28 protein-coding genes are annotated in these 24,862 nt (G+C 39.8%); 23 read left to right on the top strand and 5 right to left on the bottom strand.

The genetic code is table 11. The features are described 5' to 3' along the window. Positions 1 to 12 precede the first annotated feature (12 nt). The 3 genes from ACFPA1_RS15785 to ACFPA1_RS15775 form a co-directional block, all read right to left on the bottom strand. A complete protein-coding gene (locus ACFPA1_RS15785) occupies positions 13 to 342 on the bottom strand; it encodes a hypothetical protein (RefSeq protein WP_213144837.1) in 330 nt (109 codons plus the stop codon). A 95-nt stretch (positions 343 to 437) separates the two neighbouring features. Then, positions 438 to 1,211 carry a DUF1189 domain-containing protein gene (locus tag ACFPA1_RS15780; protein WP_213144838.1) on the bottom strand — a complete coding sequence of 258 codons (774 nt, stop codon included), beginning with the start codon at positions 1,209 to 1,211 and terminating at the stop codon, positions 438 to 440. Positions 1,212 to 1,320: 109 nt separating this feature from the next. Continuing rightward, positions 1,321 to 2,016, bottom strand: a complete 696-nt coding sequence (locus ACFPA1_RS15775; protein WP_213144839.1) for a Crp/Fnr family transcriptional regulator — start codon at positions 2,014 to 2,016, stop codon at positions 1,321 to 1,323. 370 nt (positions 2,017 to 2,386) lie between these two features. On the opposite strand from ACFPA1_RS15775, the gene ACFPA1_RS15770 reads away from it, so the two are divergent. The 21 genes from ACFPA1_RS15770 (at position 2,387) to ACFPA1_RS15670 (ending at position 22,033) form a co-directional block, all read left to right on the top strand. Continuing rightward, positions 2,387 to 2,995: a superoxide dismutase gene (locus ACFPA1_RS15770; RefSeq protein ID WP_378584068.1), complete on the top strand. Its 609-nt coding sequence runs from the start codon at positions 2,387 to 2,389 to the stop codon at positions 2,993 to 2,995. Between the two features lie 113 nt (positions 2,996 to 3,108). Next, on the top strand, positions 3,109 to 4,326 hold the full coding sequence (locus tag ACFPA1_RS15765) for an MFS transporter (protein WP_213144841.1): 1,218 nt from the start codon (positions 3,109 to 3,111) through the stop codon (positions 4,324 to 4,326). A gap of 173 nt (positions 4,327 to 4,499) precedes the next feature. After that, on the top strand, positions 4,500 to 6,587 hold the full coding sequence (locus tag ACFPA1_RS15760; RefSeq protein ID WP_213145295.1) for a peptidoglycan D,D-transpeptidase FtsI family protein: 2,088 nt from the start codon (positions 4,500 to 4,502) through the stop codon (positions 6,585 to 6,587). Positions 6,588 to 6,776: 189 nt separating this feature from the next. Then, positions 6,777 to 7,685, top strand: a complete 909-nt coding sequence (locus tag ACFPA1_RS15755) for a phosphate ABC transporter substrate-binding protein (protein ID WP_213120166.1) — start codon at positions 6,777 to 6,779, stop codon at positions 7,683 to 7,685. Positions 7,686 to 7,779: 94 nt separating this feature from the next. Continuing rightward, positions 7,780 to 8,703, top strand: coding sequence for a phosphate ABC transporter permease subunit PstC (gene pstC / locus ACFPA1_RS15750; protein WP_213144842.1), 924 nt, complete (start codon positions 7,780 to 7,782; stop codon positions 8,701 to 8,703). Beyond that, positions 8,700 to 9,587 carry a phosphate ABC transporter permease PstA gene (pstA, locus tag ACFPA1_RS15745; protein WP_213144843.1) on the top strand — a complete coding sequence of 296 codons (888 nt, stop codon included), beginning with the start codon at positions 8,700 to 8,702 and terminating at the stop codon, positions 9,585 to 9,587. Before pstC ends, pstA begins: the two co-directional genes overlap by 4 nt. A gap of 14 nt (positions 9,588 to 9,601) precedes the next feature. Beyond that, complete coding sequence (gene pstB / locus ACFPA1_RS15740) at positions 9,602 to 10,423, top strand: phosphate ABC transporter ATP-binding protein PstB (RefSeq protein WP_241113854.1); 822 nt, start codon at positions 9,602 to 9,604, stop codon at positions 10,421 to 10,423. A gap of 12 nt (positions 10,424 to 10,435) precedes the next feature. Then, positions 10,436 to 11,209 carry a phosphate ABC transporter ATP-binding protein PstB gene (gene pstB / locus ACFPA1_RS15735; RefSeq protein ID WP_213144845.1) on the top strand — a complete coding sequence of 258 codons (774 nt, stop codon included), beginning with the start codon at positions 10,436 to 10,438 and terminating at the stop codon, positions 11,207 to 11,209. Positions 11,210 to 11,222: 13 nt separating this feature from the next. Beyond that, the gene (gene phoU / locus ACFPA1_RS15730; RefSeq protein WP_213120170.1) at positions 11,223 to 11,882 is read left to right on the top strand and encodes a phosphate signaling complex protein PhoU; all 660 of its coding nucleotides are present in this window, start codon (positions 11,223 to 11,225) and stop codon (positions 11,880 to 11,882) included. 327 nt (positions 11,883 to 12,209) lie between these two features. Then, a complete protein-coding gene (locus tag ACFPA1_RS15725) occupies positions 12,210 to 12,896 on the top strand; it encodes a DUF4912 domain-containing protein (protein ID WP_213144846.1) in 687 nt (228 codons plus the stop codon). After that, positions 12,889 to 14,109 (top strand): glycosyltransferase family 4 protein, encoded by a 1,221-nt coding sequence (locus ACFPA1_RS15720; RefSeq protein WP_378584063.1) that lies wholly within the window; start codon positions 12,889 to 12,891, stop codon positions 14,107 to 14,109. Before ACFPA1_RS15725 ends, ACFPA1_RS15720 begins: the two co-directional genes overlap by 8 nt. Positions 14,110 to 14,145: 36 nt before the next feature. Beyond that, positions 14,146 to 14,784 (top strand): hypothetical protein, encoded by a 639-nt coding sequence (locus ACFPA1_RS15715; RefSeq protein WP_213144847.1) that lies wholly within the window; start codon positions 14,146 to 14,148, stop codon positions 14,782 to 14,784. 54 nt (positions 14,785 to 14,838) lie between these two features. After that, positions 14,839 to 14,988 (top strand): 50S ribosomal protein L33, encoded by a 150-nt coding sequence (gene rpmG / locus ACFPA1_RS15710; RefSeq protein ID WP_082692947.1) that lies wholly within the window; start codon positions 14,839 to 14,841, stop codon positions 14,986 to 14,988. Between the two features lie 56 nt (positions 14,989 to 15,044). Next, complete coding sequence (locus ACFPA1_RS15705; protein ID WP_378584061.1) at positions 15,045 to 15,611, top strand: 5-formyltetrahydrofolate cyclo-ligase; 567 nt, start codon at positions 15,045 to 15,047, stop codon at positions 15,609 to 15,611. Beyond that, positions 15,608 to 16,393 (top strand): DUF92 domain-containing protein, encoded by a 786-nt coding sequence (locus tag ACFPA1_RS15700; RefSeq protein WP_378584059.1) that lies wholly within the window; start codon positions 15,608 to 15,610, stop codon positions 16,391 to 16,393. Before ACFPA1_RS15705 ends, ACFPA1_RS15700 begins: the two co-directional genes overlap by 4 nt. Positions 16,394 to 16,420: 27 nt before the next feature. After that, on the top strand, positions 16,421 to 17,377 hold the full coding sequence (locus tag ACFPA1_RS15695) for an L-lactate dehydrogenase (RefSeq protein WP_213144850.1): 957 nt from the start codon (positions 16,421 to 16,423) through the stop codon (positions 17,375 to 17,377). A gap of 90 nt (positions 17,378 to 17,467) precedes the next feature. Then, positions 17,468 to 17,662 (top strand): hypothetical protein, encoded by a 195-nt coding sequence (locus ACFPA1_RS15690; protein WP_213144851.1) that lies wholly within the window; start codon positions 17,468 to 17,470, stop codon positions 17,660 to 17,662. Positions 17,663 to 18,001: 339 nt separating this feature from the next. After that, positions 18,002 to 19,384 (top strand): rhomboid family protein, encoded by a 1,383-nt coding sequence (locus tag ACFPA1_RS15685; protein WP_241113856.1) that lies wholly within the window; start codon positions 18,002 to 18,004, stop codon positions 19,382 to 19,384. Positions 19,385 to 19,451: 67 nt separating this feature from the next. Next, positions 19,452 to 19,649: a YqgQ family protein gene (locus ACFPA1_RS15680; RefSeq protein WP_213144852.1), complete on the top strand. Its 198-nt coding sequence runs from the start codon at positions 19,452 to 19,454 to the stop codon at positions 19,647 to 19,649. Between the two features lie 21 nt (positions 19,650 to 19,670). Then, positions 19,671 to 20,639 carry an ROK family glucokinase gene (locus tag ACFPA1_RS15675; protein WP_213144853.1) on the top strand — a complete coding sequence of 323 codons (969 nt, stop codon included), beginning with the start codon at positions 19,671 to 19,673 and terminating at the stop codon, positions 20,637 to 20,639. Positions 20,640 to 20,896: 257 nt separating this feature from the next. Further along, on the top strand, positions 20,897 to 22,033 hold the full coding sequence (locus ACFPA1_RS15670) for a hypothetical protein (RefSeq protein WP_213144854.1): 1,137 nt from the start codon (positions 20,897 to 20,899) through the stop codon (positions 22,031 to 22,033). A 31-nt stretch (positions 22,034 to 22,064) separates the two neighbouring features. On the opposite strand, the gene ACFPA1_RS15665 is transcribed toward ACFPA1_RS15670, so the two are convergent. Next, positions 22,065 to 22,241 carry a DUF2759 domain-containing protein gene (locus ACFPA1_RS15665; RefSeq protein WP_213144855.1) on the bottom strand — a complete coding sequence of 59 codons (177 nt, stop codon included), beginning with the start codon at positions 22,239 to 22,241 and terminating at the stop codon, positions 22,065 to 22,067. Positions 22,242 to 22,344: 103 nt separating this feature from the next. Then, entirely contained in the window at positions 22,345 to 22,821 is a 477-nt protein-coding gene (locus ACFPA1_RS15660) for a hypothetical protein (protein WP_213144856.1), read from the bottom strand. A gap of 94 nt (positions 22,822 to 22,915) precedes the next feature. Here ACFPA1_RS15660 and ACFPA1_RS15655 point away from each other — a divergent pair, with 94 nt between their 5' ends. Both ACFPA1_RS15655 and ACFPA1_RS15650 read left to right on the top strand, forming a co-directional pair. Continuing rightward, the gene (locus ACFPA1_RS15655) at positions 22,916 to 23,551 is read left to right on the top strand and encodes an MBL fold metallo-hydrolase (RefSeq protein WP_213144857.1); all 636 of its coding nucleotides are present in this window, start codon (positions 22,916 to 22,918) and stop codon (positions 23,549 to 23,551) included. 186 nt (positions 23,552 to 23,737) lie between these two features. Beyond that, on the top strand, positions 23,738 to 24,835 hold the full coding sequence (locus tag ACFPA1_RS15650) for a class I SAM-dependent methyltransferase (protein ID WP_378584056.1): 1,098 nt from the start codon (positions 23,738 to 23,740) through the stop codon (positions 24,833 to 24,835). Positions 24,836 to 24,862: the final 27 nt, after the last annotated feature.

Below are 24,862 nucleotides of genomic sequence, written 5' to 3'. Positions count from 1 at the left end.
GGATTATCCTCATTAGTTTGAGTAATCCGGAAAATGATATGTAGAACCGATTTGTATTTTTTCTGGTGACTTTCCTGGATTTAATGCCTGAAAGTCTTCTATTAACTCAGAAATAGATACAGGAAGAGATTTTCCTAATTGGTGCTCGACAATGGAAATAACAGTTTGACCTGGTTTTACCTTTTCTGTAAAAGAAGGGATGCTGGTACTAGGTTTAGCGGTTTGATTAACATTTGCCTCTACCTGAATGTTTGCTGTAGAAGGCAAAGTGCCGACAGTTAAGTCGAAGTAAATCACATATATGACTAAAATGGCAATTAAAACACCAAACAATTTTTTCATTGGACAAGCCTCCAAACAAAAGTTTCTACAAACCTATGCTTGTCCACCTTTAAATAGAACTCATAAATGAAAAAAGCATCCATTCAATGGATGCTTTAACTACTTTTTTTCGGTTTTGGGATTTCATTTATCGCCAAATATAAAACAATGATAACGACAAACCAATTGATCCAAAAGCTGTTTGGTACGGCTGTTTTCAGTGCGGCCATTATCGTAAAAAATAATGTCGGCAATGTTTCACTGTATGCGGCCATTCTCCATAAATGGCGATAGGTAAGCTTTCTTCCGGCAAGATTTTTTAACACAAGTCCGATTAAAGCAAGAACAGAAACTTCAATGAAACTAGCGGCACTTGAAAACAAATAGATGAATAAGGAGACAATCGGGATAATAATGCCCTTTAGTCCACTAATCGAGTTAATAAAGTCAACGAGATCGTTCTTTGAAAGTTTCAGCCCTTCCATCATGGAATAGGGGTATGTATCGCTTTGGCCACCGGCTGTCATAACAAACTCATCTTTTAACAGGGCGAACGTATTTCCTTGATCGGCTGCATCTTGACTAGAAACGACGCCGGTAGGGTCCAAAATAATCGTAAAATTATCCTTATTAATCGTTACAGGGACCTTAGTATCTGCCTCTAATTGTCCATTCTTTATCGTAAAATCAGGAGCCTCCTTTTCCAGAAAGGTTTCGGCAGAATCCAATCCGGTTGTTAACGCTGTGCTGAAATAAACAATCGACGGAAGGACGGAAATAAAAGTCAATAAGAAAACAAAAAGAATTGTTTTTCCGATACCTTGGAAACGAAATAAAGCTATGTCCTTCGGCGAGTAGATACTTTTAAATAATTGCTTGAAAATATTCATAATAACCACCTCATATAGATTCACCATTCTATTGTAGCTTTTGAAGCTATGATAGACAAGAACAAGGTAGTTAACACTTTAAATAGAACCGCCATAGAGGCAAATTCAATCAGTTTAAGCCGCAAATTTCCGCAGAACAGTTTTGGCAATCCACGGTTTGCTTGAGGTAGTTGAGATTTCTTATCGTAAATTTTTGATTGTCATAGGAGATAATGTTTTGCTCTCGTAATTCCTTGAGGGCACGCTGAATCACTTCCCTAGTGCCAAAAGTCAAATTGGCCAATTCTTGGTGAGTCAAGGGTAAATCAATCAGGATCCCATCGGGTGTCATGACTCCATACGAATTACATAGACGGATAAGGATTGAGTATAGGCCGCCTTTTTTACCGTTCATGATTAAATCCTGGCATTTCATCTGCACCTTCAAATAGCTTGTTGATAGCCATGTGGCAAGTGCTTGCATGGCTTCCGGATCCGTTAACACGAAATTTTCAAAGTCCTCCCGTTTGATGGCAATCGCTTCACAATCCGTCAAAGTTTTGGCATAGAACTGATAGCGGGGATTTGTTTTAAAAAGCTGGTATTCAATTATTAATTCTTGGTCATTCACGATTTTTAAAATAAAATCCTTTCCTCTAACGTGCATTCGTCCTAAGGCAATACCGCCATTTAGGAGTAGGTATATAAATTCGGCCGGATCTTTCTCATGGAACAGCACACTACCTGCTGTTATCTTTTGTACCGGCTCAGTCTTTTTGAAAAAATAATGTACTATTTCATAAATAGAAAGGCTGTTTTTCTGCATGTCCTGCCACTCCTTAAAACCATGTATATGATGATTAAAAGGAATAAAATCCATCTAGTCAATATGCTGTTTTACAAAATATGTAAATAAAAATAACTGCTATGACATAAATCGTTGACAGCATGCCGATTGCATGATTCATGACAATTTTTCGAAAAGTGAATAGTTGTGAAATGTTAATGTGAAAAAACTGCATAAAAAGCTGAAAAGTGGATATTTTATATATGGTGGTTTAAGCAAATTATTTGATACTTGCCACTCAACTTTGGTAATCTAAAGTCACAAAGCTTTGGAAATATTTTAAAATTCTTTGCGATGAATTTTAGTGTGCCAAGGCCTTTAAAAAATAGTACATAGGGAGGAATTTTTCATGGCATTTGAATTACCAAAATTACCTTACTCGGAAGATGCACTTGAGCCACATTTCGATAAGGAAACTATGAACATTCACCACACAAGACATCACAACACTTATGTGACTAACCTAAACAACGCTTTAGCAGGCAACGAAGAATTGCTTTCTAAGTCAGTTGAAGAAGTTATCTCAAACTTGGATGCTGTTCCAGAAGCAGCACGCACTGCTGTTCGTAACAACGGCGGCGGTCATGCGAACCACTCTTTATTCTGGCAAATTCTTTCTCCAAATGGCGGCGGTGCTCCAAGTGGAGAACTTGCTGATGCAATCAACAGCAAATTTGGCAGCTTCGAAGCTTTCAAAGAAGAATTCGCAAAAGCAGCAACTACTCGCTTTGGCTCTGGCTGGGCATGGCTATCCGTTAATAACGGCGAATTAGAAGTATCCAGCACACCAAACCAAGACTCTCCATTGATGGAAGGCAAAACTCCAATCCTTGGCCTAGATGTTTGGGAGCATGCTTACTACTTAAAATTCCAAAACAAGCGTCCAGACTACATCGCTTCATTCTGGAACGTAGTAAACTGGGACGAAGTTTCCAAGCGTTACAGCGCAGCGAAATAATTAATAATTGTAAAAAAGGCAGCTCTTTGCAGCTGTCTTTTTTCATGCCCAAATTTGAATAATAACCTGCCGCTTGTTAAAGACTACCTCTTAAGACAAAGGGGAGTTTTTTTATGGCAAAAAAATTTAAGTTTTTAGGGGATGTTGAATTAACAAAGGATTTAACCCTTTTACTGATGATTGGCGGCTTATATTCTTTAAGCGTTGCCTTATCCAACACATTCGTAAATATTTATTTATGGAAGCAAACTGGCCAATACTCTGATCTCGCCTTATATAACCTTTCCATCGTCGTTTTGCAGCCACTCACATTTATCTTGGCGGGCCGATGGGCAAAGAAAATTGACCGCGTGATTGTTCTCCGAATAGGAGTTTCTTTTTTAGCGTTCTTCTATTTGGCCGTGTTGCTATCCGGGACTAAGGCTGCCACTTATTTGCTGCTCTTAGGGGGACTGTTAGGAGTAGGGTACGGTTTTTATTGGCTAGCCTACAATGTGCTGACGTTTGAAATCACCGAACCGGAAACAAGAGATTTTTTCAATGGTTTTTTGGGAATATTATCTTCCTTAGGCGGGATGATTGGTCCGATCGCAGCAGGGGTGATTATTACCCGATTCGAAAAGTTTACCGGCTATACGATTGTTTTTGGCTTGTCGTTAGGATTATTTGCCCTTGCGGTGCTGTTAAGCTTTTCTTTGAAACCTAGACCAGCGAAGGGGAGATATTGCTTCAAACGAATATTGGAAGAAAGAAAACAAAATGAAAATTGGCGTCTTATCACGAACGCCCATTTTTTTCAGGGGCTCCGAGAAGGGACGTTTTTATTTGTCATTTCTGTCTTTGTGTATATTTCAACAGGCAGCGAAATGGCTTTGGGGACCTTTGGACTGCTAAATTCGGGAATTTCGTTTGTAGCCTATTTTCTTGCTTCTAGGCTGATTAAAAAAAGTTATCGGAAAAAGGCCATACTCATTGGCGGACTTATGCTGTATGCCGCAGTCATTCTGATAGCCTGGGAAGTAAACTACGCAAAGCTGTTAATTTATGCTGCTATGATCGCGATTGCCTATCCGCTTTTGCTCGTTCCGTATATGTCAACAACGTATGATGTGATTGGATCGGGTTGGAAGGCAGCGGAAATGCGGATTGAATATATTGTAGTGAGGGAAATTTTCTTAAATGTTGGCCGTATTGTTTCCGTCCTTGCTTTCCTCGCAGCAGTCACCTTATTTAATGAAGAAAAAAGCATCCCATATTTATTATTGATTTTGGGTGCTGGGCATACATTGATTTATCTATTTATAAAAAGGGTCCGACTGCCTGCTGTATAAAGCGAATGAGTGAAGATTTGCTCATCGCTTTTTTATTTTGAAAAAATGGTAAGTCTTCTCCATAGAAAAAAACTACACTTTCTTATACAATTAATTAGGTTATTGACTTAGGGAGGTGCGTTTTGACCTTGAAGAAGAAAAAGAAGAAGCCGGCGGTTCCTTTTCGCTTAAACATGCTTTTCTTTGTCGTCTTTTTGCTTTTTTCCATCCTTGTTTTACGGCTTGGAGAATTACAAATTGTATTCGGAGAAGATTTTAAAAGGGAAATTGAACGAACAGACAATATTACGGTCTCAAATCCCGTGCCTAGAGGGAAAATGTATGACCGAAACGGGAACGTTATTGTAGATAATTCACCGCTAAATGCGATTACGTATACTAAATATCAAAATACAACACCGCAGGAAATGCTGGAAACAGCTAAAAAATTAGCAAAATTAATTACTATGGACACCTCAAAGGTCCGTGAACGTGATAAAAAGGATTTTTGGATCCTAATTCATCCGGACAAGGCAAAAGAAAAAATCACCGATAAAGAATGGACCGAATTTAAAAATAAAAAGCTGGATGATAAAGACATTTATAAACTACAGCTTAAGAGAATTACGGAAGAAGATTTGAACAGTCTAACCCCGGAAGAGGTAGAAACGCTGGCTATTTATCGGGAATTCAACAGCGGTTACGCTTTAACGCCGCAAATTGTCAAAAATAAAGATGTAACCCCAGAGGAATTTGCTGCAGTCAGCGAAAACCTGGAAAATCTCCCAGGGATTGATACCACCACAGATTGGGCCAGAAACTATGTTTTTGGAGATACCCTAAAATCTATTTTAGGGGATGTATCATCTTCTGATTCGGGGCTGCCAAAGGAACAATTGGACAAGTATCTTGCCAAAGATTACAGCCGAAACGATCGGGTCGGAAAGAGTTATCTGGAATTAAAATACGAAGATGTCCTTCGCGGGGAGAAGGCTAAAGTAAAAAATACAACCGATAAGTCAGGGAAAATTTTATCTTCAGAGGTCATATCGGAAGGCAATCGAGGAAAAGATCTTGTCTTAACCATTGACATGGACCTTCAGGCACAAGTAGATAAAATTATTGAAGAAGAGATTTGGAACGCAAAAAAGAGTCCGAATACTGGACTTATGGATAGGGCCTTTGCCGTTATGATGAACCCAAAAACGGGTGAAATCCTGGCATTGTCAGGTAAACAGCTTGTAAAGAATAAGGAAACAGGCAAACTGGAAATGCGGGATTATGCCCAAGGGACGTTTACAAGCTCATACAACATGGGGTCAGCTGTTAAAGGTGCGACTATTTTAACAGGCTATCAAACTGGTGCCATAAGACCGGGATCTGTCCTTCGGGATGAACCTCTAGTCATTAAAGGAACACCTGTTAAAAAATCTTGGAAAACCTTCGGCGACATTAACGATTTACGGGCGCTGCAGGTCTCCTCGAACGTGTACATGTGGAAAACGGTGATTGCTATGGCTGGCGGCCGTTATATTCCGAATGGACCGCTTGTATTGGATACGGACAAAGGTTTTAGTACAATGCGGAAATCCTTTAATCAATTTGGCCTTGGAATTCGTACAGGTATTGATCTTCCCAATGAAATGAGCGGTTTTCCAGGCTCTGACAAACGGTCAGGTCTGCTTCTTGACTTTGCCATCGGCCAGTACGATACGTATACACCTATTCAACTTGCGCAATACATTTCGACCATCGCAAACGGGGGCTACCGTATTCAGCCGCATGTTGTGAAGGAAATTCGTGAACCAGAATTGGATAACAATGAATTGGGTCCGATTGTGGCGGAAATTCAGCCGAAGGTATTAAATCGTGTTGAAATGAAGGATGAATGGATTAAACGCGTCCAAGAGGGATTCCGAATGGTTATGCAGGTTGGCGACGGTACCGGTACCGGCTTCTGGAGAAGTAAGCCATATAATCCGGCAGGCAAAACCGGTACAGCGGAAGCTTTTTATGATGGCTCTGATAAATCGAAACGTGGAACCGAAGTTTGGAATTTAAGTCTTGTCAGCTTTGCGCCGTACGATAATCCTGAAGTGGCCATTGCCGTAGTGGTGCCATGGGCTTATGAAGGAAACAGCGGCCCAAGTATTAACCACCTAATTGGCACAAGGGCAATGGATGCCTATTTTAACTTAAAAAATGCCCGCCAAAACGGAACAGCAGCTGCAGGGGAGGATAACACAGCGGCAAACCCACCCGCTGACCAACCACAACATTAATAAAAGTGACACCTGTCTCCAGGATGAGGCAGGTGTTTTTTTTTGCCAGATTGCTAGATTATGATTTACAAAAACTAAACATTCATTTACATAACCTTTACAAAACATTAAAACTCTATTTACAGTCATCCTTTATTCTTATGTTTGTAAGGCAGAACAAACAGCCAAACTCTTAGGGGGAATTAGTAAATGAAAAGTTTTAAAAAAATTAGCCTAATGATGTTAATTGCGGCTTTCATGATTATAGCAGCAGCATGTGGAAGTGATTCTTCTTCAGATAAAGATAGTGGTGGAGGGAAAGACTCTGGAGAACTATCAGGCTCAATTTCTGTTTCAGGATCATCAGCTATGCAACCGTTAATTGCTGCAGCTGCTGAAGAATTTATGGCTGAAAACCCAAAAGTTGATATACAAGTAAATGCCGGCGGCTCTGGGACAGGCTTATCACAGGTTGCTGAAGGATCAGTTCAAATCGGTAACTCAGACGTTTTCGCTGAAGAAAAAGAAGGAATTCCTGCTGATAAACTTGTTGACCACAAAGTGGCAGTGGTGGGGATGACAGCTGCTGTTAACCCTAAAGTAGGAATTGATGATATTAAAAAAGAAGATCTAATCAAAGTATTTACAGGAAAAATTACAAACTGGAAAGAGCTTGGCGGTAAAGACCAAAAGATTGTTCTTGTAAACCGTCCTGATTCATCCGGAACTCGTGCAGTATTCAATCACTTTGCTCTTGATGGTGCGACACCTGCTGAAGGAATTACCGAGGATTCTTCTAACACGGTTAAAAAGATTATAAACGAAACTGAAGGTGCAATTGGATACCTTGCATTCTCCTACTTCACTGATGATTCTGTAACTCCGCTTTCGATTGATGGTGTGAAACCGACTGCAGAAAATGTACAATCCGGAAAATTCCCGGTTTGGGCATACCAGCACTCTTATACTAAAGGTGAAGCAGAAGGTTTAACAAAAGCGTTCTTAGATTATTTAATGTCAGATGATATCCAAAACACTCTTTTAAAGGAACAAGGATATCTACCTGTTACAAAAATGAAAGTAGAACGCGATGCTGAGGGAAATCAAAAAAATATCTAATAGAAACATCTAGAATGAACTGTTGAAAAATAAAAGAGGGTAAATGCAGAGCGTTTACCCTATTATGACGTATTCAAGAGGAGTTTGGTTTAATATGGAGAAACTTCTTCCCGCAAAAGATAGATTGCTAAAATCAAAGAGAAGCAGTCTTGATGGGGAATTTAGAGGGAAATTAATTGTCATTTTGTGTGCCGTTATCATGATATCGGCTACGATTGCGATTACGATCTTCCTTGGAACAAAAGGAATGCAATCATTTACGAAGAACGGGATCAGCATCATCGAGTTTTTAACAAGCACTAACTGGAATCCTACAGATAAAGCAAGCCCGATGTATGGAGTTCTTCCGTTTATTTTCGGATCCTTTGCTGTTACCTTTCTTGCTGCACTTATTGCCGCGCCATTAGGAATTGGCGGAGCGATTTTTATGACAGAAATTGCTCCTTCTTGGGGAAGAAAAATTCTTCAGCCGATTGTGGAACTATTAGTAGGTATTCCATCAGTTGTGTATGGATTTATTGGTTTAACTGTGTTAGTTCCGTTTATCAGAGAAAATGTCGGCGGGCTTGGATTTAGTTTACTATCCGGGATGATTGTCCTTGCCGTCATGATCTTACCGACGATTACAACGATTGCAACTGATGCAATGAGTTCACTTCCGAACCATCTCCGGGAAGGATCTTATGCCTTAGGTGCAACTAGATGGCAGACGATTCGAAAAGTGTTGGTGCCGGCTGCAATGCCTTCTTTGCTTACAGCCATCATTCTTGGTATGGCGAGAGCATTTGGTGAAGCATTGGCAGTTCAGATGGTCATCGGAAACGTGAGAAATTTGCCATCAAGCATTTTGGATGCATCAGCAACATTAACGACCATTATTACATTAAATATGGGGCATACCACTTATGGCAGCGTGGAGAATAACACGCTTTGGTCAATGGGTCTTATTTTATTGATTATGTCGTTTGCCTTCATTCTCCTCATTCGTTATCTGTCATCAAGGAGGAAGTTACGATGAATAGTAAAGCAGCCGATCGAATTGCAACAGGGGTTTTTGTAGCTATTGCCATCACGATCGTAACGATTCTAGCAGGATTGTTTTTCTATATTTTCGTCAATGGATTTAAACATATTTCGCTTGAATTTTTAACAACCCCTTCTAGTAATGTCCGGGCTGGCGGAGGTATTCGCGACCAATTATTTAATTCATTTTATATTTTGTTCATCACGATGCTGATTACCGTTCCGATTGGAATTGGCGGCGGCGTCTATATGGCTGAGTATGCGAAACCGGGTAAAGTAACCGACTTAATCCGGACCTGTATTGAAGTGTTATCGTCATTGCCTTCCATAGTTATTGGTATGTTTGGATTATTGATTTTTGTCAACACAACCGGCTGGGGTTACACCATTTTAGGCGGTGCATTGGCACTGACAATCTTTAACCTTCCGACAATGGTACGTACGACCGAGGATGCCATCCGGGCAGTACCTCGTGATTTAAAAGAGGCCAGCCTCGCCTTGGGAGTTACCCATTGGCATACGATTAAAACGATTATTTTGCCAGCGGCATTCCCGTCCGTCTTAACTGGAGCCATTCTGGCTGCAGGAAGGGTTTTTGGTGAAGCGGCAGCATTATTATTTACAGCAGGTCTGTCAACGCCAAGACTGGATTATACAAACTGGAATCCTTTTTCAGAACAATCACCGTTGAATATTTTCCGCCCTGCTGAGACATTGGCGGTTCATATATGGTCTGTAAATACACAAGGATTAATTCCTGATGTCAATGAAGTTGCTAGCGGTTCTTCTGCGGTCCTCGTTCTTTCAGTCTTGATCTTTAATCTATTGGCGCGCTGGATCGGAAGTTTGATTCACAAACGGGCAACAGCAACTAAATAAAGAGGTGGAGTCGAATGTTGACAGCGATAAAGGAGAGAACGAATGTGGAATTACCTTTTCAAACAACAAGTGTATTCCAGCCTGAAACTATTTTAGCTGTGAAGAATTTAGAAATTTTTTATGGAGAAAAACGAGCGGTTAATGGGATTTCTTTGGATATTGAGAAGAATTCTGTGACTGCCCTAATCGGTCCGTCAGGCTGCGGGAAATCAACGTTTCTAAGGAGTATCAACCGCATGAATGACTTGATTCCCGGGGCAAAAGCAATCGGTGAGATTATCTATGAAGATCTCAATATTTTATCTGAAGATATCAATGTAGTTGCCTTAAGAAAGGAAATTGGCATGGTATTTCAAAAGCCTAACCCCTTTCCAAAATCCATTTATGAAAATATTACCCATGGCTTGAAATTTGCTGGGATTAAGAAAAAAAGCAAACTTGATGAAATTGTCGAAGAGAGTTTACGAAAAGCGGCTCTATGGGATGAGGTGAAGGATAGACTTCATAAATCAGCCCTCTCGCTTTCTGGCGGGCAGCAACAGCGCCTTTGCATTGCCAGAACGATTGCCATGAAACCGACCGTCATCCTGCTTGATGAGCCATCTTCAGCACTTGACCCAATCTCGAATGCCAAGGTTGAAGACCTAATTGTTGATTTAAAGAAGGAATACTCAATTATTATTGTTACTCATAATATGCAACAGGCTTCCCGGATTTCGGATAAAACGGCTTTCTTCTTAAGTGGTGATTTAATTGAATACGACAGCACGGAAACAATCTTTACTAATCCATCGGTTAAAAAGACAGAAGAATACATTTCCGGCCGATTCGGATAAGGGGGAAAACTCATGTCCACTCAGACATTAACAAGAGATATTTTCGATGTAAAAGATCTTAATTTATGGTACGGTGAGCACCATGCCTTAAAAGGCATCAACTTTCCTATCCAGAAAAAAGAAGTCACAGCCATGATTGGTCCTTCGGGCTGCGGGAAATCAACTTTTCTAAAGACGCTTAACTTGATGAATAAAATGATACCGAATGTAAAAATAACCGGAGAAGTGAACTTTGACGGTGAAAATATTTTAAATCCTAAAACGGACTTAGTAGAATTGCGTAAACATGTTGGCATGGTATTTCAAAAGGGAAATCCGTTTCCACAGTCCATTTATGATAATGTGGCATATGGGCCGAGAATTCATGGAATTAAGAAAAAAACGCATCTTGATGAAATTGTCACCAAAGCGTTAATCGATGTAGCTTTATGGGACGAAGTGAAGGATCGTTTGCACGCCCCTGCACTTGGACTGTCCGGCGGACAGCAGCAGCGCCTGTGTATCGCAAGGGCTCTTGCAACTAAGCCTGATGTTTTACTAATGGACGAACCAACCTCGGCGCTAGACCCGATTTCAACCCTGAAAATCGAGGAGTTAATCCTTGAGTTAAAAGAAAAGTATACCATTGTCATCGTCACTCACAATATGCAGCAGGCTGCTCGTGTTTCAGACAAAACGGCCTTCTTTCTTATGGGGGAATTAATTGAGGTAGATTTGACACCAAACATTTTTTCAATGCCAAAAGATTCAAGAACGGAAGACTATATCACTGGACGATTTGGATAATGGGGTGAACAGGATGAATACAAGGTCTAATTTTGATAACAATTTAAAACATTTAAAAGAAATGCTGCTTAAAATGGCCGGGATATCGGAACAGGCAATTAAAGACGCCATGCTTGCTTTGCTAAATCAAGATCTTGAATTAGCAAACCGTGTCATTAACGGTGATAATGCCATTGATGACTTGGAACAGGAAATACATGAAAAAGCACTAATGTTGATTGCTACAGAATCACCGGTAGCCAGGGACTTAAGAAGAATTAATGTCGCATTGAAGGTCTCATCCGAGGTTGAGCGGATGGGGGATATGGCCGTCAATATTGCCAAGTCAGTCGTCCATATTGGGGAGGAAAAGTATATTAAAGAAATTGTTGATATCCCGCAGATGATGGAAGCTGCCTTGGAGATGGTGACTGATTCTATAACCGCATTTTATACAGAGGATATCACGATTGCTCAAAAATGTGCGGAAAAGGACGATGCAGTCGACAATATGTTTGGAAACCTAGTTCATGAGCTTATGACCTATATCCCGCAAAATCCAAACTCTATGAACCAAATTATCCAATTGTCCTTTATTTGCCGGTTCATTGAAAGAATTGCCGACCACTCAACGAATATTGCAGAAAATGTAATTTACCAGGAAACTGGAAAAAGACTGAATTTAAACAAATAATATGATGAAGGATGGGGCTTTAGGCCTCATCCTATTTTGTTTGCTAATAAGAAAGTATAAATTCAACTAGCCTCTGTCTTCGTCCTAACGGACTCGCCAATCGGCGAGTTTTCATTTATGTTGTCGATTTTTAATTGAAATTCGCATAATTTATAAGTTAATAAAAATTTCCCGTCGTCAAACACGCTTTGCATATGGCTTAGGCAAAATACGACAAATTGCGTTCATTGTCTGACTCTCTTTCTGGTGTTACGATTAAATAAACGATTGATAGGAATAAATTGTTATTTAATGCATATATTGTTTGATTGCAGAATGGAGGAAACCATGATTAATGAAATTATCGAATTAAGAAGGCAGGGACTTTCCTTCCGTAAGATTGCCGTAGTACTTAATACTACCGTTGGGAAAGTCCAATACAGCTGGAATAAATGGATGGAAAGCGAGAACCAAGATAATAGTGAAAGTCTCCATGTTCAAAAGAACCTGAACCAGGAAAAATCTTCGGTTACATCTACTCCACAAACCTTTGTTCCTCTTAAGGGTGAACTTAAAGCCAAGCTTGTTACACCCCAAAAAATGTTTCTCTATTGGGATTTTTCAGAAACACCAAAAAAAATCGTTCGTTTATATTTTAATCAACCTTTTGAGGAGTTAGTTACTGTATTAAGGGTTTACGATGTGAAAGATATCATTTTTAATGGAAAAAATGCACACCATTATTATGAAATTACTGTTCCTTATCAGAACGGGTATTGGTTTGTTAAAGGATTAACAGGAAATAGAAGCTTTATAGCGGAGCTAGGTGTGCTTTTGCCGGGAACAGGATTTTTCCCTCTTTACAGGTCCAATTGTATTCAAACACCAGCGGCTGAAATACCAAGTGGGAATGAATTGCATCAAGATTTACTGCAATTTAAACGGTATGAGGATAGCCCTCCGAAGTGGCGAAGCCATGTCAGTACGTATAGTTATTATGAAAAATCAACCAATTTGGAGAATAAAAATGCCTAACATGCTTGTCCCTGAGGCTGACTTGAAGCAAAGTCGATTATCTGGAAGAAAGGTAAAATTGCTGATGCTTTGCTGGGAGTATCCGCCGAATGTCGTTGGGGGCTTAGCAAGACATGTATACGGATTGTCGGTTCATTTGGCGAAAATGGGATACGAGGTTCATGTCATCACTGCCGGAGAAAGGAAGCTTCCTGACCATGAAATCGTGAACCAAGTAAACATACACCGTGTTTTCCCCATCAATGAACTGGACGAAAACTTTCTGTCATGGATTGGCGGACTTAATTTAGCAATGGCTTTTCGGGCGGAAAAATTGGCAGAAGAAATCTCTTTTGACTTGATCCATGCCCATGATTGGCTTGTGGGTGCCGCCGCCATTACTTTGAAAGAGTTACTGGACATTCCGCTTTTAACGACCATTCATGCAACGGAGCATGGCCGGAATAATGGAATTTTTACAGGTATCCAAAGATTTATCCATGAAAAAGAAGAGCAATTAATGAGGGAATCAAATCAGCTTATTGTCTGCAGCAGCTACATGAAGGAGCACCTTGCTGGCGTTTTTCAGGCTGATGATAAAAAAGTAATCGTCATACCAAACGGGGTTGAAGAGCCGAGTTCAAATATGGGTGCCGGAGAGGTAATTCCTTGCTTGCAAGAAAAAAAATATATTTTTTCAATTGGCAGAATCGTAAAGGAAAAAGGGTTTGAAACGATTATTGAAGCAGCGGCAATTGCCAAGGTAAAGGGTTTGGATTACTTTTTTGTTGTTGCCGGGAAGGGGCCAATGCTCGAGACTTACCGCCTGCAAGTTCTGGAAATGCAATTGGCCGGCCAGATTGCTTTTGTCGGCTATATTACAGATGAACAGAGAAATGCGTTAATTGACAAGTGTTCAATGGCTGTTATTCCTAGTTTGTACGAGCCCTTTGGAATTGTTGCTTTGGAAGCAATGGCGCTTGGAAAACCAACTATTCTGTCCAATACGGGTGGCATGAAAGGGATCATCAAGCATTTGCAAACGGGCCTGTTGATGAATCCGGGGGATGCGGAAAGCATGCTTGAACAGATCAGCTATCTCGAGGAAAATCCAGCCATTGCCGAGGAGATCGGCTCTAAAGGCAAGGAAATTGTAAAAAGCTTATATGGCTGGAGCCGAATTGCTTTGGAGACTGGCAAAGTGATGGGAGATATGGCTCTACAGAAAAAGTAAACGAAACTATGAAAAAATAATAAGGTGAAAGGTGCAGTGATGAAGGAATTAATCGAGTCCCAAAAAAGTAAACAGAACACGATCCGCCATGGTTTAATGGAGCAGCTGCAAATAGTTCTCGGCATCTGGGTAAAAGGAAAATGCTACTTTCTGCATAATAGTGCCGAAAAGGTCATCTATGAAGAAGGCTTAATTCTAAGAATTAAACCGGAGCAGGTCCATTCTAAAATTCGCTTCTTCAGCGTTTATATTAGCAATCATAGCAATGTCAAGAAGGATATTAAAGTCATTGTCATGCATCATTTTTCTAATGTCAACACAGACAGCCTCACGTTTATTTCACCAGCAGAAAGCAAAATTTTTCACGCCCATGACCATAAGGTATTTCTCGTCAATGGGAATTTTAATGGGGCGGGATTAAGTGAGTATACAACCATTCCGCTTTGGAGTGCGTATACCGACCAAATTTGGAGTTCATTGGAGAATGGAGCCTTAAGATACCAGCCGATGGCAAAAGGGCCGGCAGCGAGCATTTTTACCGTTAAAATGTCCCTTGGTTCTCGGGAAACCCAAAAAATGAATGCCTGGGCGATTTCCGGCTCGAGTAAAAAGGAATTAATCTTAATGGAGCAAGCACTTTTAAAAAACCCACTAGCATTTCCAAACGAAAAATGATATTATAGAAAAGTCGTATGAACGAACAGCTTAATTGTTTGGAGGGAAATAGACATGCGTGTAAATATTACGTTAGCTTGCACTGAGTGTGGAGACCGTAACTATATTTCAAACAAAAATAAACGCAACAACCCAGATCGTCTTGAGCTTAAGAAATATTGCCCAAGAGAAAAGCGTACAACTGTACACCGCGAAACAAAATAAGCAGCAGGGCTTCCTGTTGCTTTTTTTGTTGCCTAAAAACAAGGGGGCGTTCTAAAATGCACGATAAAAATTCCATTCGTCAACAAATGAAAGAATCGCTGTCAAAGCTCACAAAACCTATTTATGAGGATTACTCTTATAAAATTGCCAGCAGGCTTTATCAAATGGAAGATTGGGAGCAAGCGCAAGTGATTGGCATTACCATCTCCAGGGTACCTGAAGTCGATACATATCAAATTATTAGAAAAGCATGGGAATCAGGCAAGCAAGTTGTTGTTCCAAAATGTTACCCAAAGGAGAAAAGGTTATCTTTTCGAAGCTTAACTGAGTTTTCTCAATTAGAATCAGTTTTCTATGGGTTGCTTGAGCCAAATGTAGAACAAACTACTGAAGTCAGTCCAGATAAAATTGACCTTCTCATTGTACCCGGGCTTGCCTACACTCGTTCGGGGTTTCGCCTGGGCTTTGGCGGCGGATACTACGACCGGTTTTTATCAGGGTACTCTGGGAACACCCTATCCCTTGCTTTCCAAGAGCAGTTGATTCCAGAATTTCCTGTTGAACAATATGATATCCCAGTAGCAAAAATTGTTACATCAAATGAGGTTATCAAAACTGTATGATTGTACCAATCCTTATCATTGTTATCCTCCTTGCAGGAGGTTTAGCTGGTTATCGGGAGAAATCGCTGACAGCCTCAGGTGCTATTGCAGCTGTTTTTGTCGGTCTTGCCATTTATGCTGGATTTGGAATTAAGGGGCTTGTTATATTAGGCGTGTTTTTTGTTTCCTCAAGTTTCTGGTCAAAATATAAAAGTTATGCCAAAAAGGAATTGGAAGAGAAATTAGCAAAAGGGTCTACAAGGGATTGGCGTCAGGTAATCGCCAATGGCGGCATGGCTGCATTATTTAGTATCTGCTATTATTTTCATCCAGGAGAAAGCTGGGTAATTGGCTTTATTGTTTCATTGGCTAGTTCCAATTCAGATACCTGGGCTTCGGAGATTGGCAGTTTAAGCAGGAAAGAGCCGATTTTCATTCGGACATTTAAGCGAGTAGAAAAGGGCACCTCCGGGGCAGTCAGTCTCCTTGGCAGTATGGCAGCACTACTAGGGTCACTGATTGTCGCATTGGTTAGTTTTTGGTTATTTCAGTTAAGTCTCGTTAATGTAATGTTGGTATTTTTATTTGGCTATATTGGGAATGTCATTGATACATTATTTGGCGCATTTTATCAACAGGCGTATGTCTGCAAGCAATGCGGTATAGAAACAGAAAAACGAAACCATTGTGGTCTGCCGACTTCCCGCATTAAGGGCATTTCTCTGGTAGATAATGATATGGTTAATTTTCTATCCGGTTTGTTGGCAGCGGCCTTAGCAATATTTGTCGCTCAAATGCTTTAATAATATTTTGTTAATGGGGGATTTAGTTTGTTGAATCGTGTGAATAGGGTGGTCGTAATCGGAGCAGGGTTTGTGGGTTCAAGCTACGCCTTTGCCCTCTTAAATCAAGGTATTACTGAAGAACTCGTTTTAATTGATTTAAATAAAGAAAAAGCCGAAGGAGATGCGATGGATTTAAATCACGGTCTCCCTTTTGCGCCGTCCCATACAAAGATCTGGTACGGGGACTATTCCGAATGTGGTGAAGCGGACATCGTAGTTATTACAGCCGGTGCTAACCAAAAGCCAGGTGAAACCCGCCTTGATTTGGTTGAAAAAAACACGAGAATTTTTAAAGGTATCGTTGAAGAAATAATGGCCAGCGGATTTAATGGGATTTTTCTCGTTGCTACTAATCCGGTAGACATCCTTACTTATGCTGTTTGGAAATTTTCCGGATTTCCAAAAGAACGTGTAATTGGTTCAGGGACTATTCTAGATACGGCCCGGTTCCGTTTCTTGCTTGGTGATTATTTCGATATTGATACACGTAATGTTCATGCTTATATTATTGGTGAACACGGGGATACTGAACTTCCTGTATGGAGTAATGCTGATATTGCCGGTACAGCTATCTCTAAATGGGCAGAAAGCAAGGACGGGTTCCGGCAGGAAGAACTTGATCAGATTTTTATGAATGTACGTGATGCCGCCTATCATATCATCGAGAAAAAAGGTGCCACTTATTACGGTATTGCTATGGGACTGGTGCGATTAACAAAGGCAATCTTGCAAAATGAAAATTCTGTTCTGACGGTTTCAGCTTATCTCGATGGAGAATATGGACAAAAAGATCTGTATATTGGCGTTCCTGCCGTCGTGAACAGGGATGGTGTAAGAGATATTGTAGAGCTTGAATTAAGTGAAGAGGAACAACAGAAATTTACTCATTCTGTCGATGTACTAAAGAAGACAATGAATTCAGTATTTCCTGCTGGTAAATAATTTTTCTTATTCGAGTAAATTTTTATTTTTTCTGGAACGTTTGGATAATCTTTCAATCAGAATCACAAAATAATGGCAGGAGGGATAAAAATGTCTCGAATGCTGACTTCTATTATAATGATTGGTTCGCTTGGTTATTTTGCTTATAGGTTTAGATACCGTATTATCAACACACTCCTTTCTTCCGGTTGGTTGCGGAGAATTGCGGTTAGCTCAATGATGAGTCTGCCCGGAATAAAACGAAGAATGATGCAATCAGTATTTGGAGGACCATCTGAATGGTGAAAACCACAGATGGTTTTTTATTTTTGACAAAAAATCAACATCTCATGTTTTTAGAGCCTTATAAAACGGTAAAGCCTTTAGTTTCGTTTATAATGAAAGAAACGCGGCAAAAATGAATACAAATATTTATAAAATAATTGTTATGAAAGAAAGCAGGGGAGAGCCATTAATCGAGAGAAATATATTTTTTGGAGGCTTGTCTTTTCTTTTATTTCTGAACAAGACTATCGAATTATTCAATTATTTGAGAACCAAAAGGAAATATGGCTGGAAAAATTAGAAAACAAAAAAGCCCCAATCATTAGAGTTCATCTTGAAAATCTTGATTGGAGCAATGTTATGCAAAGAGATATCGAGTTTGCGGCTGCCAATGGAGAAAAAATCCGCAAGCAGTTAGGGCGCCCTCATCTGGATATCGCTAATATTTATATTAGTGAATTTCCACCTGTCGATGAGTATGAATTTAGGCTGAGGAATCCCTACCTTTTTCCTGAAGGGAGTAAAACATCCGTCAGTTCTTTTCTATTAACGAAGGGAGAATGGGAAACAGGCTTGAAGGGTCTTGCAGAACGGCTGCAAAAAGACATCCATTTTGATATCCAAAACGATTATTCGGAAAATGAAGTGGAAGAGCTGAAAAGAGTAACCTTAGGGACGGCAGTAAATAAAGTAAAAAGGGAAAAGGCTGTCCTCACTTATAGCAAGCCTTTCTTTACTTATGTGTTTATGGTGATTCAGCTGGCCGTTTTTATATGGATGGAATTAAATGGGGGAAGCACAAATACTTCGACATTAATCAAATATGGGGCAAAGGTTAATCAGCTAATATATGAAGGAGAATACTGGAGATTCATAACACCTGTTTTTCTTCATATCGGTTTTTTGCATTTGGCGATGAATACCTTGGCATTATATTTTTTGGGCACGGCTGTCGAACAAATCTTCGGCAGAATCCGTTTTTTCCTTATTTATTTATTTGCTGGTGTAGCTGGCGTCATCGCGAGTCTTTTGTTTAGTACGCATTTATCTGCTGGAGCAAGCGGGGCCATCTTTGGGTGTTTCGGAGCTTTGCTTTATTTTGGCATGATGAACCCAAAATTATTTTTTCGAACGATGGGGCTAAATGTAATTGTCGTTCTCGCTATCAATCTTGTATTTGGATTTTCAGCATCTGGCATCGATAATGCCGGCCATTTAGGCGGTTTGGCCGGAGGATTTCTGGCTGCCGGTGTGGTCAATCTCCCGAAGAAGCCAAAGCTTCCGCTTCAGCTCATCTTTTTAATCATGAGTGCAGGTATTGTTTGGGGCTCCTTAAACTATGGATTTAGTGCTGCAGGGCAAAAACAGGATGAAGATTCGCAAATCCTGCTGGCGCAGGAGTATATCAAACAAAACAACTACGATAAGGCATACAGTGTTTTGAAAAGTTTTGAGGATCGTTCAAAGTCCGAAACAGAAAAAACCTATTTTCTTTTATCCTACGTTGAAATAAAAAAGCAAATGCTTACAGACGCCAAACTCCATTTGCAGAAAGCTATTCGGCTTGATCCGAATTTTCATCAAGCTTACTTTAATTTGGCGTTAATAAATCTTGAGGAAAATGATCTAAATGCGGCAAAACTCAATGCTGAAAAAGCAGTCAAATTAAACCCGAACCAAAAAGAATATACAAATTTGGTTGATGAAATTAATCAACAGATAAAAACATCAGGCAGTGAATAGATTTGCCTTGAGGACAATTTTGGCATAGGTTATACTTTTTGTTGACTAGGAATGAGGGAGACCCACGATGAAAACGGTTTATGAAATTCAACAATTTCTAAAAAGGTTTGGAACCATTATTTATATTGGCGACAGGGTAGCAGATCTTGAGCTGATGGAGGCTGAACTGAAAGAGCTGTATCAGTCTCAGCTTATGGAGCCTAAAGAATATCAAACGGCCCTGTTAATCTTAAGACATGAAATCCAATTTTTAAAAGAAAAATGACAAAAGAAATAGGTGAGAATATTGTCAGAAAAATGGATAGCGGGAGTTGACCTAGGGGGGACAACGACGAAAATAGCTTTTATCACATTGGATGGGGAAATTATTGATAAATGGGAAATCCCAACCGATAATTCTGATGAGGGCCAGTATATTACGAGTAATATTGCGAAATCGATAGAAGAAAAACTGCTTGAGCTTAATCAGCCGAAAAATATATTGGCGGGGGTTGGAATGGGTGCTCCAGGCCCTGTCGATTATGAAACAGGTGTGATATTAAATACAGTTAACCTGGGCTGGAAGGATAATTTTCCGCTAAAGGATAGTCTGGAGAACGCAACATCACTTCCTGCTGCTGTTGAAAATGACGCAAACTGCGCTGCCTTGGGAGAAATGTGGAAGGGTGCCGGCAATGGTGCGAAGAATCTGGTTTGTGTCACGCTGGGGACTGGAGTAGGCGGCGGTGTGATTTCAAACGGAAACATTGTTCAGGGAGTAAACGGGGCCGCGGGAGAAATTGGTCATATCACTGCTATTCCGTTCGGAGGGGCACCTTGTAATTGCGGAAAAACGGGCTGCCTTGAGACTGTTGCTTCAGCAACAGGAATTGTGCGGCAGGCGCTTGCAGAAATTCACAAGGATGGAGTTAAAGGTCCGTTAGCGGATGTTTATGCAAAAAATGGGAAGATAACTGCAAAGGATGTTTTTGATACAGCAAGAACGGGTGATGAACTGGCGCTTACTATCCTTCAGGAGGTTGCCTTTCATCTAGGGCTTGCTTTGGCCAATATTGCTAATCTGCTAAATCCTGAGAAAATCGTTTTGGGCGGTGGTGTATCCAAAGCAGGTGAGATTCTGTTAGAGCCTGTAATCGAGAATTTTGGGCGGTTTGCTTTTACACCTGTCAGAAACTCCACCAAACTGGCAATCGCGAATTTAGGAAATGACGCTGGAGTGCTAGGAGCAGCCTGGCTTATTAGAAATAAATTGTAAATAATTAGGATGCTTTTAATTTTTGAAAAAAGCCGAAATTTCTGCGGCTTTTTTCGCTAATAAGAAAGTATAAAATTCTCTGAAATTTTATACTTTCTTAACGCATAAATTCAACTACGCCTCTGTCTTCGTCCTAACGGACTCGCCAATCGGCGAGTTTTCATTTACTGTTTTTGTAAGAAAGTTAATATTATTGAAACAAAATAGGCTGTTTTTTCGTACTAAATATAGAGAGGAAATTGGAGGGGAGGGGAAAAGTGATTCAAATAAAGGAAAGTGCTCCAAAAGGTTTAGCCATAACCATGTTTTTAATCGTTTTAGCCCTCCTGCTCGGTGCGTGTTCTGACAATAAGCAGATAAAGTCTAAAGGCTCTGCTGGAACGGAGAAGCCGAAAGCACCGAATACAGAGAAAAGTAATGAGCAGGTGCTTCCCATTTCCATTCCGGATGGTGAATTTTATAAAAGCATTGGCTGGCTGGCAGATCAGGAAATAGTTTATATCACCAATGTCGGGCAATCTTCTAATGTATATCGTTATCATCTCTTGACGGGGAAAAGCGAGTTAATCTACAAAAGTGAATTTCCGATTGTCACCGCGCAAATTAGTCCTTCCAAAAGTTTTATTTTAATTCATTCTTCGCCATCTTCCTACGAGGGTTTAGTAACAATAATCGATACGAAGGGAAATGAAAAACTTAAGCAGTCGTTTCCATCCTACGAGTTATCCTTTGAGTGGAATCCGTATGATAACTCAAAAGTGCTTGTATCAACTTTCAGTGAAGATTGGGATTTTAACGTTTTCCTATTGGATTTTAAGTCTGGTGAGACAAAGGAATTGTCACTCCCGCAGCCATTTAATAAATGGATGGGTGCAAATGAACTTGCTTTTCTAAATTGGGATCAAGAACATCCTTCTTTATTTGCTCCGCTGATTAAGAAAGGGTTAAATAATGGGATGGAAAAAACGTTATTTCCAACTGTTTTACAATTTTCAACATTTAAAGATCTTCTTGTCAAGATTGAGATAAATGACCAAAACCAATTAGCGCGTTATTCTTTCTTGGATAAAGATTTGCAGGAAATCTATTCTTTTTCAAACCCACTGCTGACGAAATATTCTGATTGGCTCGTCCCTTATTTTGATTATAACGAGAAGGAGAAGGAATTTATTACTTTAAATGCAGTAAAAGATGGGGAAGCTGATGTGTACACAGAAGGTTTTAATCTTGTTGCTTATGATTTGAAAAAAGACAGCAGCCAAAAAATTTTAACCGGCCTTAAAAATGCTCCAATAATGATTTCACCATCAGGAAAAACGATTCTATATGGAGAGCGGTTTGAAAAAATCATTGATTTGAATACCAAGAAAATTTTCGATTTGGTCAAGGAATAATCATAAAAAAGACTGCCAAGGGCAGTCTTTTTTAGTGGGTTCCTGTAGGGTAACCTGAGTTGATAAGAGTCATAACGGTGAACCAGCCGAAAACTAGAAAGGAAGCGATTCCCCAAAATGCACCTAATAAATTTTTTTTCTTTAGTGAACGAAATCCACCGAGTGCTGCTAAAATGGTTACTAACGCGAAAATGATGACCAATCCCATGAATAATCCCCCTTTTCCAATAAAATTAGGTAGTTACCTGCATGATTAGAAAATTATGTAACAATATTATATACATTCGCTTCTTATTTTATATTTTTTTCTTTCATTTGTCGATAGTAAATGAAAGAACAGTTTTATATGCCTTAGCAATATTCTGAATCAGTTCATTATTATGTGTCTCTGAAAAAAATAAAGCTGTCTCATTATGGATGGTTTCAAACACCAAATGCTCTTCTACCTGATATTTGGCCATCTGAATATCATTTGGGTTTCCTGCAGTAAATGAGAAATAAAGTAAATCTGCTTTAAACAAACAATAGCAATCGTCTAATAACTGAATGCCAAAATCCTCGAAATACGGTCCTGCTATTCCGTTATTAGTAAGGATGACTTGATGCAGTTCCTCAAACAATTCTGCAGCCGTTAAAATTTCTTTTGCATAATCCGCATCATCGGCACGTAGATAAATAAACATGTTATCTTTTTGGAAGGCTATGTTTGTCTCCTTTAATATTAACTCTTTAATCTCAGGCAGAAATTCTATTTCTCCCTTAGCTTCAACCGCAAAGGCCGATTTCATTCTCATTCCCCCTTGTATTTAATTCATTTCTTTCTCCAAGACATGAATATAGTGTAAAATAATTCTAATGCAAATCCAAATTGGAGGTAAAGTAATGAAGTGGCAGCAAATTCCCTTAGGGAGCATTCAAACAAATTGTTACATTGTTGAAAACAAAGATAAAACATGCTTAATTGTCGACCCTGGCGGTGATGGAAAAAAGCTGTTGAATCTTTTAAACACAAGAGGATTAAAACCGCTGGCCGTGCTATTGACACATGCGCATTTTGATCATATTGGGGCAGTTGAAGACGTCCGAAACGCTTATCAAATCCCGGTTTATATTCATAAACAAGAAGAAAAGTGGTTAGGGGATCCAGCTCTAAACGGATCACAGTTTTTCCCGTTAATTGAACCTATTAAAGCCAATGCAGCTGATCATCTAATCAAGGATGAAGGAGAAATGAACATCGGTGAATTTACATTCCACGTTTATCATACTCCTGGGCACTCACCAGGAAGTGTGTCTTATTATTTTGCAAAGGAAGGGTTTGTGATTTCTGGTGATGCCTTATTTCAAGGCAGTATTGGACGTACTGACCTACAAGGGGGTAATCATACCCAGCTTTTAAAAAGCATCCATGATAAGCTGTTAATATTACCAGAAGAAACGTATGTATTGTCAGGTCACGGAGCTGTTACCACCATCGCAGACGAAATGGACAGCAATCCTTTTTTAAATGGATTTTAATAAGAAAAGCGGTGCGAGCCTGGAGCAGGACATCGGAAATAAATAGAAAGACCCTTTTCCATTTAGGAAAGGGTCTTTCGGGGGATGTTCTATTCATATAATGGGAGGGGATATTGTTAAGCTACTAACTTTACAATATACCAAAGTTAACACCGTGTCAATAGTGTTAATTCAAAAGGAGAAAATATGATTTCGTACATAAAGAGCTTTATTCAACACTCACCTAACCAATTGATTACCTATGCAGATTATATAAGTGCTGCCCTTTACCATCCGGAATATGGGTACTACATGCGAGACCAGCAGAAAATCGGGCGGCAGGGTGATTTTATTACAACCAGCAATATTTCAGATATATATGGCAGGCTGGCGGCAAAATGGTTTGCTTATGTTTGCGAAAAAACGGGACTTCCTAATGCCTTTTGCGAAATTGGCGCAGGAAACGGACGCTTTGCCCATGCCTTTTTGCAGGAGTGGCAGGAATCCATAAAAAGACCTTTACAATATGTCATTGTCGAAACAAGCCCCTACCATCGGAGACTGCAACAAAATTTATTAGATCAATATCCTTCAGTTATTCAGGTAGAGGATATAACGGCTATAAAGGACTTCGAAGGAATGATTTTTTCAAATGAGCTTTTCGATGCCCTCCCTGTTCATGTCATTGAAAAAATAAATGGTGAATTGCTTGAGGTTATGATAGGCATTCAAAACGAAGGATTTGTTGAGCAAGGGGTTCCATTGACCAATCCAGCTATTTTGCAATTTTTGCAGGAAAGCGGGCTGGAATTAAAAGAGAAGCAACGGATTGAAGTGCCATTAGCGATGAAGAAGATGTTAGGTTCCATCGCGACTGCCATCAAAAAAGGGCTGATTGTAACGGCTGATTATGGCTATACCAACGAGGAATGGATGCATCCAGCAAGGTCGACCGGAAGTCTGAGAGGATTTTTTCAGCATCGAATGTTTGATAATATTTTAGAAAATCCTGGAGCGATGGATGTCACCACGCATATCCATTTCGACTACCTGATTGAAAGAGGGAGACAGTTAGCGTTAGAATTTGTCACCATGCTGCGTCAGGATGAGTTTCTGTTGAAGGCAGGAATCCTTCAGGAGCTTGAGAACCATTATGACCCTAATCCATTTTCTGAGGTCAGCAAAAGAAATCGGGCCATCCGCAGTTTAATTATGCCGGGTGGGATGAGTTCTTATTTTCATATTGTTATTCAGGAAAAAGGAATGGTAACGCGGGATATAAATTTATTTCAAAATCAAAAATAAAAACGCCGTATCGAAACGGCGTTTTTA

Origin of the sequence: Neobacillus sp. GCM10023253, from assembly GCF_042653105.1 — a bacterium.
Classification (GTDB): domain Bacteria; phylum Bacillota; class Bacilli; order Bacillales; family Cytobacillaceae; genus Neobacillus; species Neobacillus citreus.
Note: the sequence above shows the minus strand (reverse complement) of the source record. Positions and strands in the feature narration are given on the sequence as shown.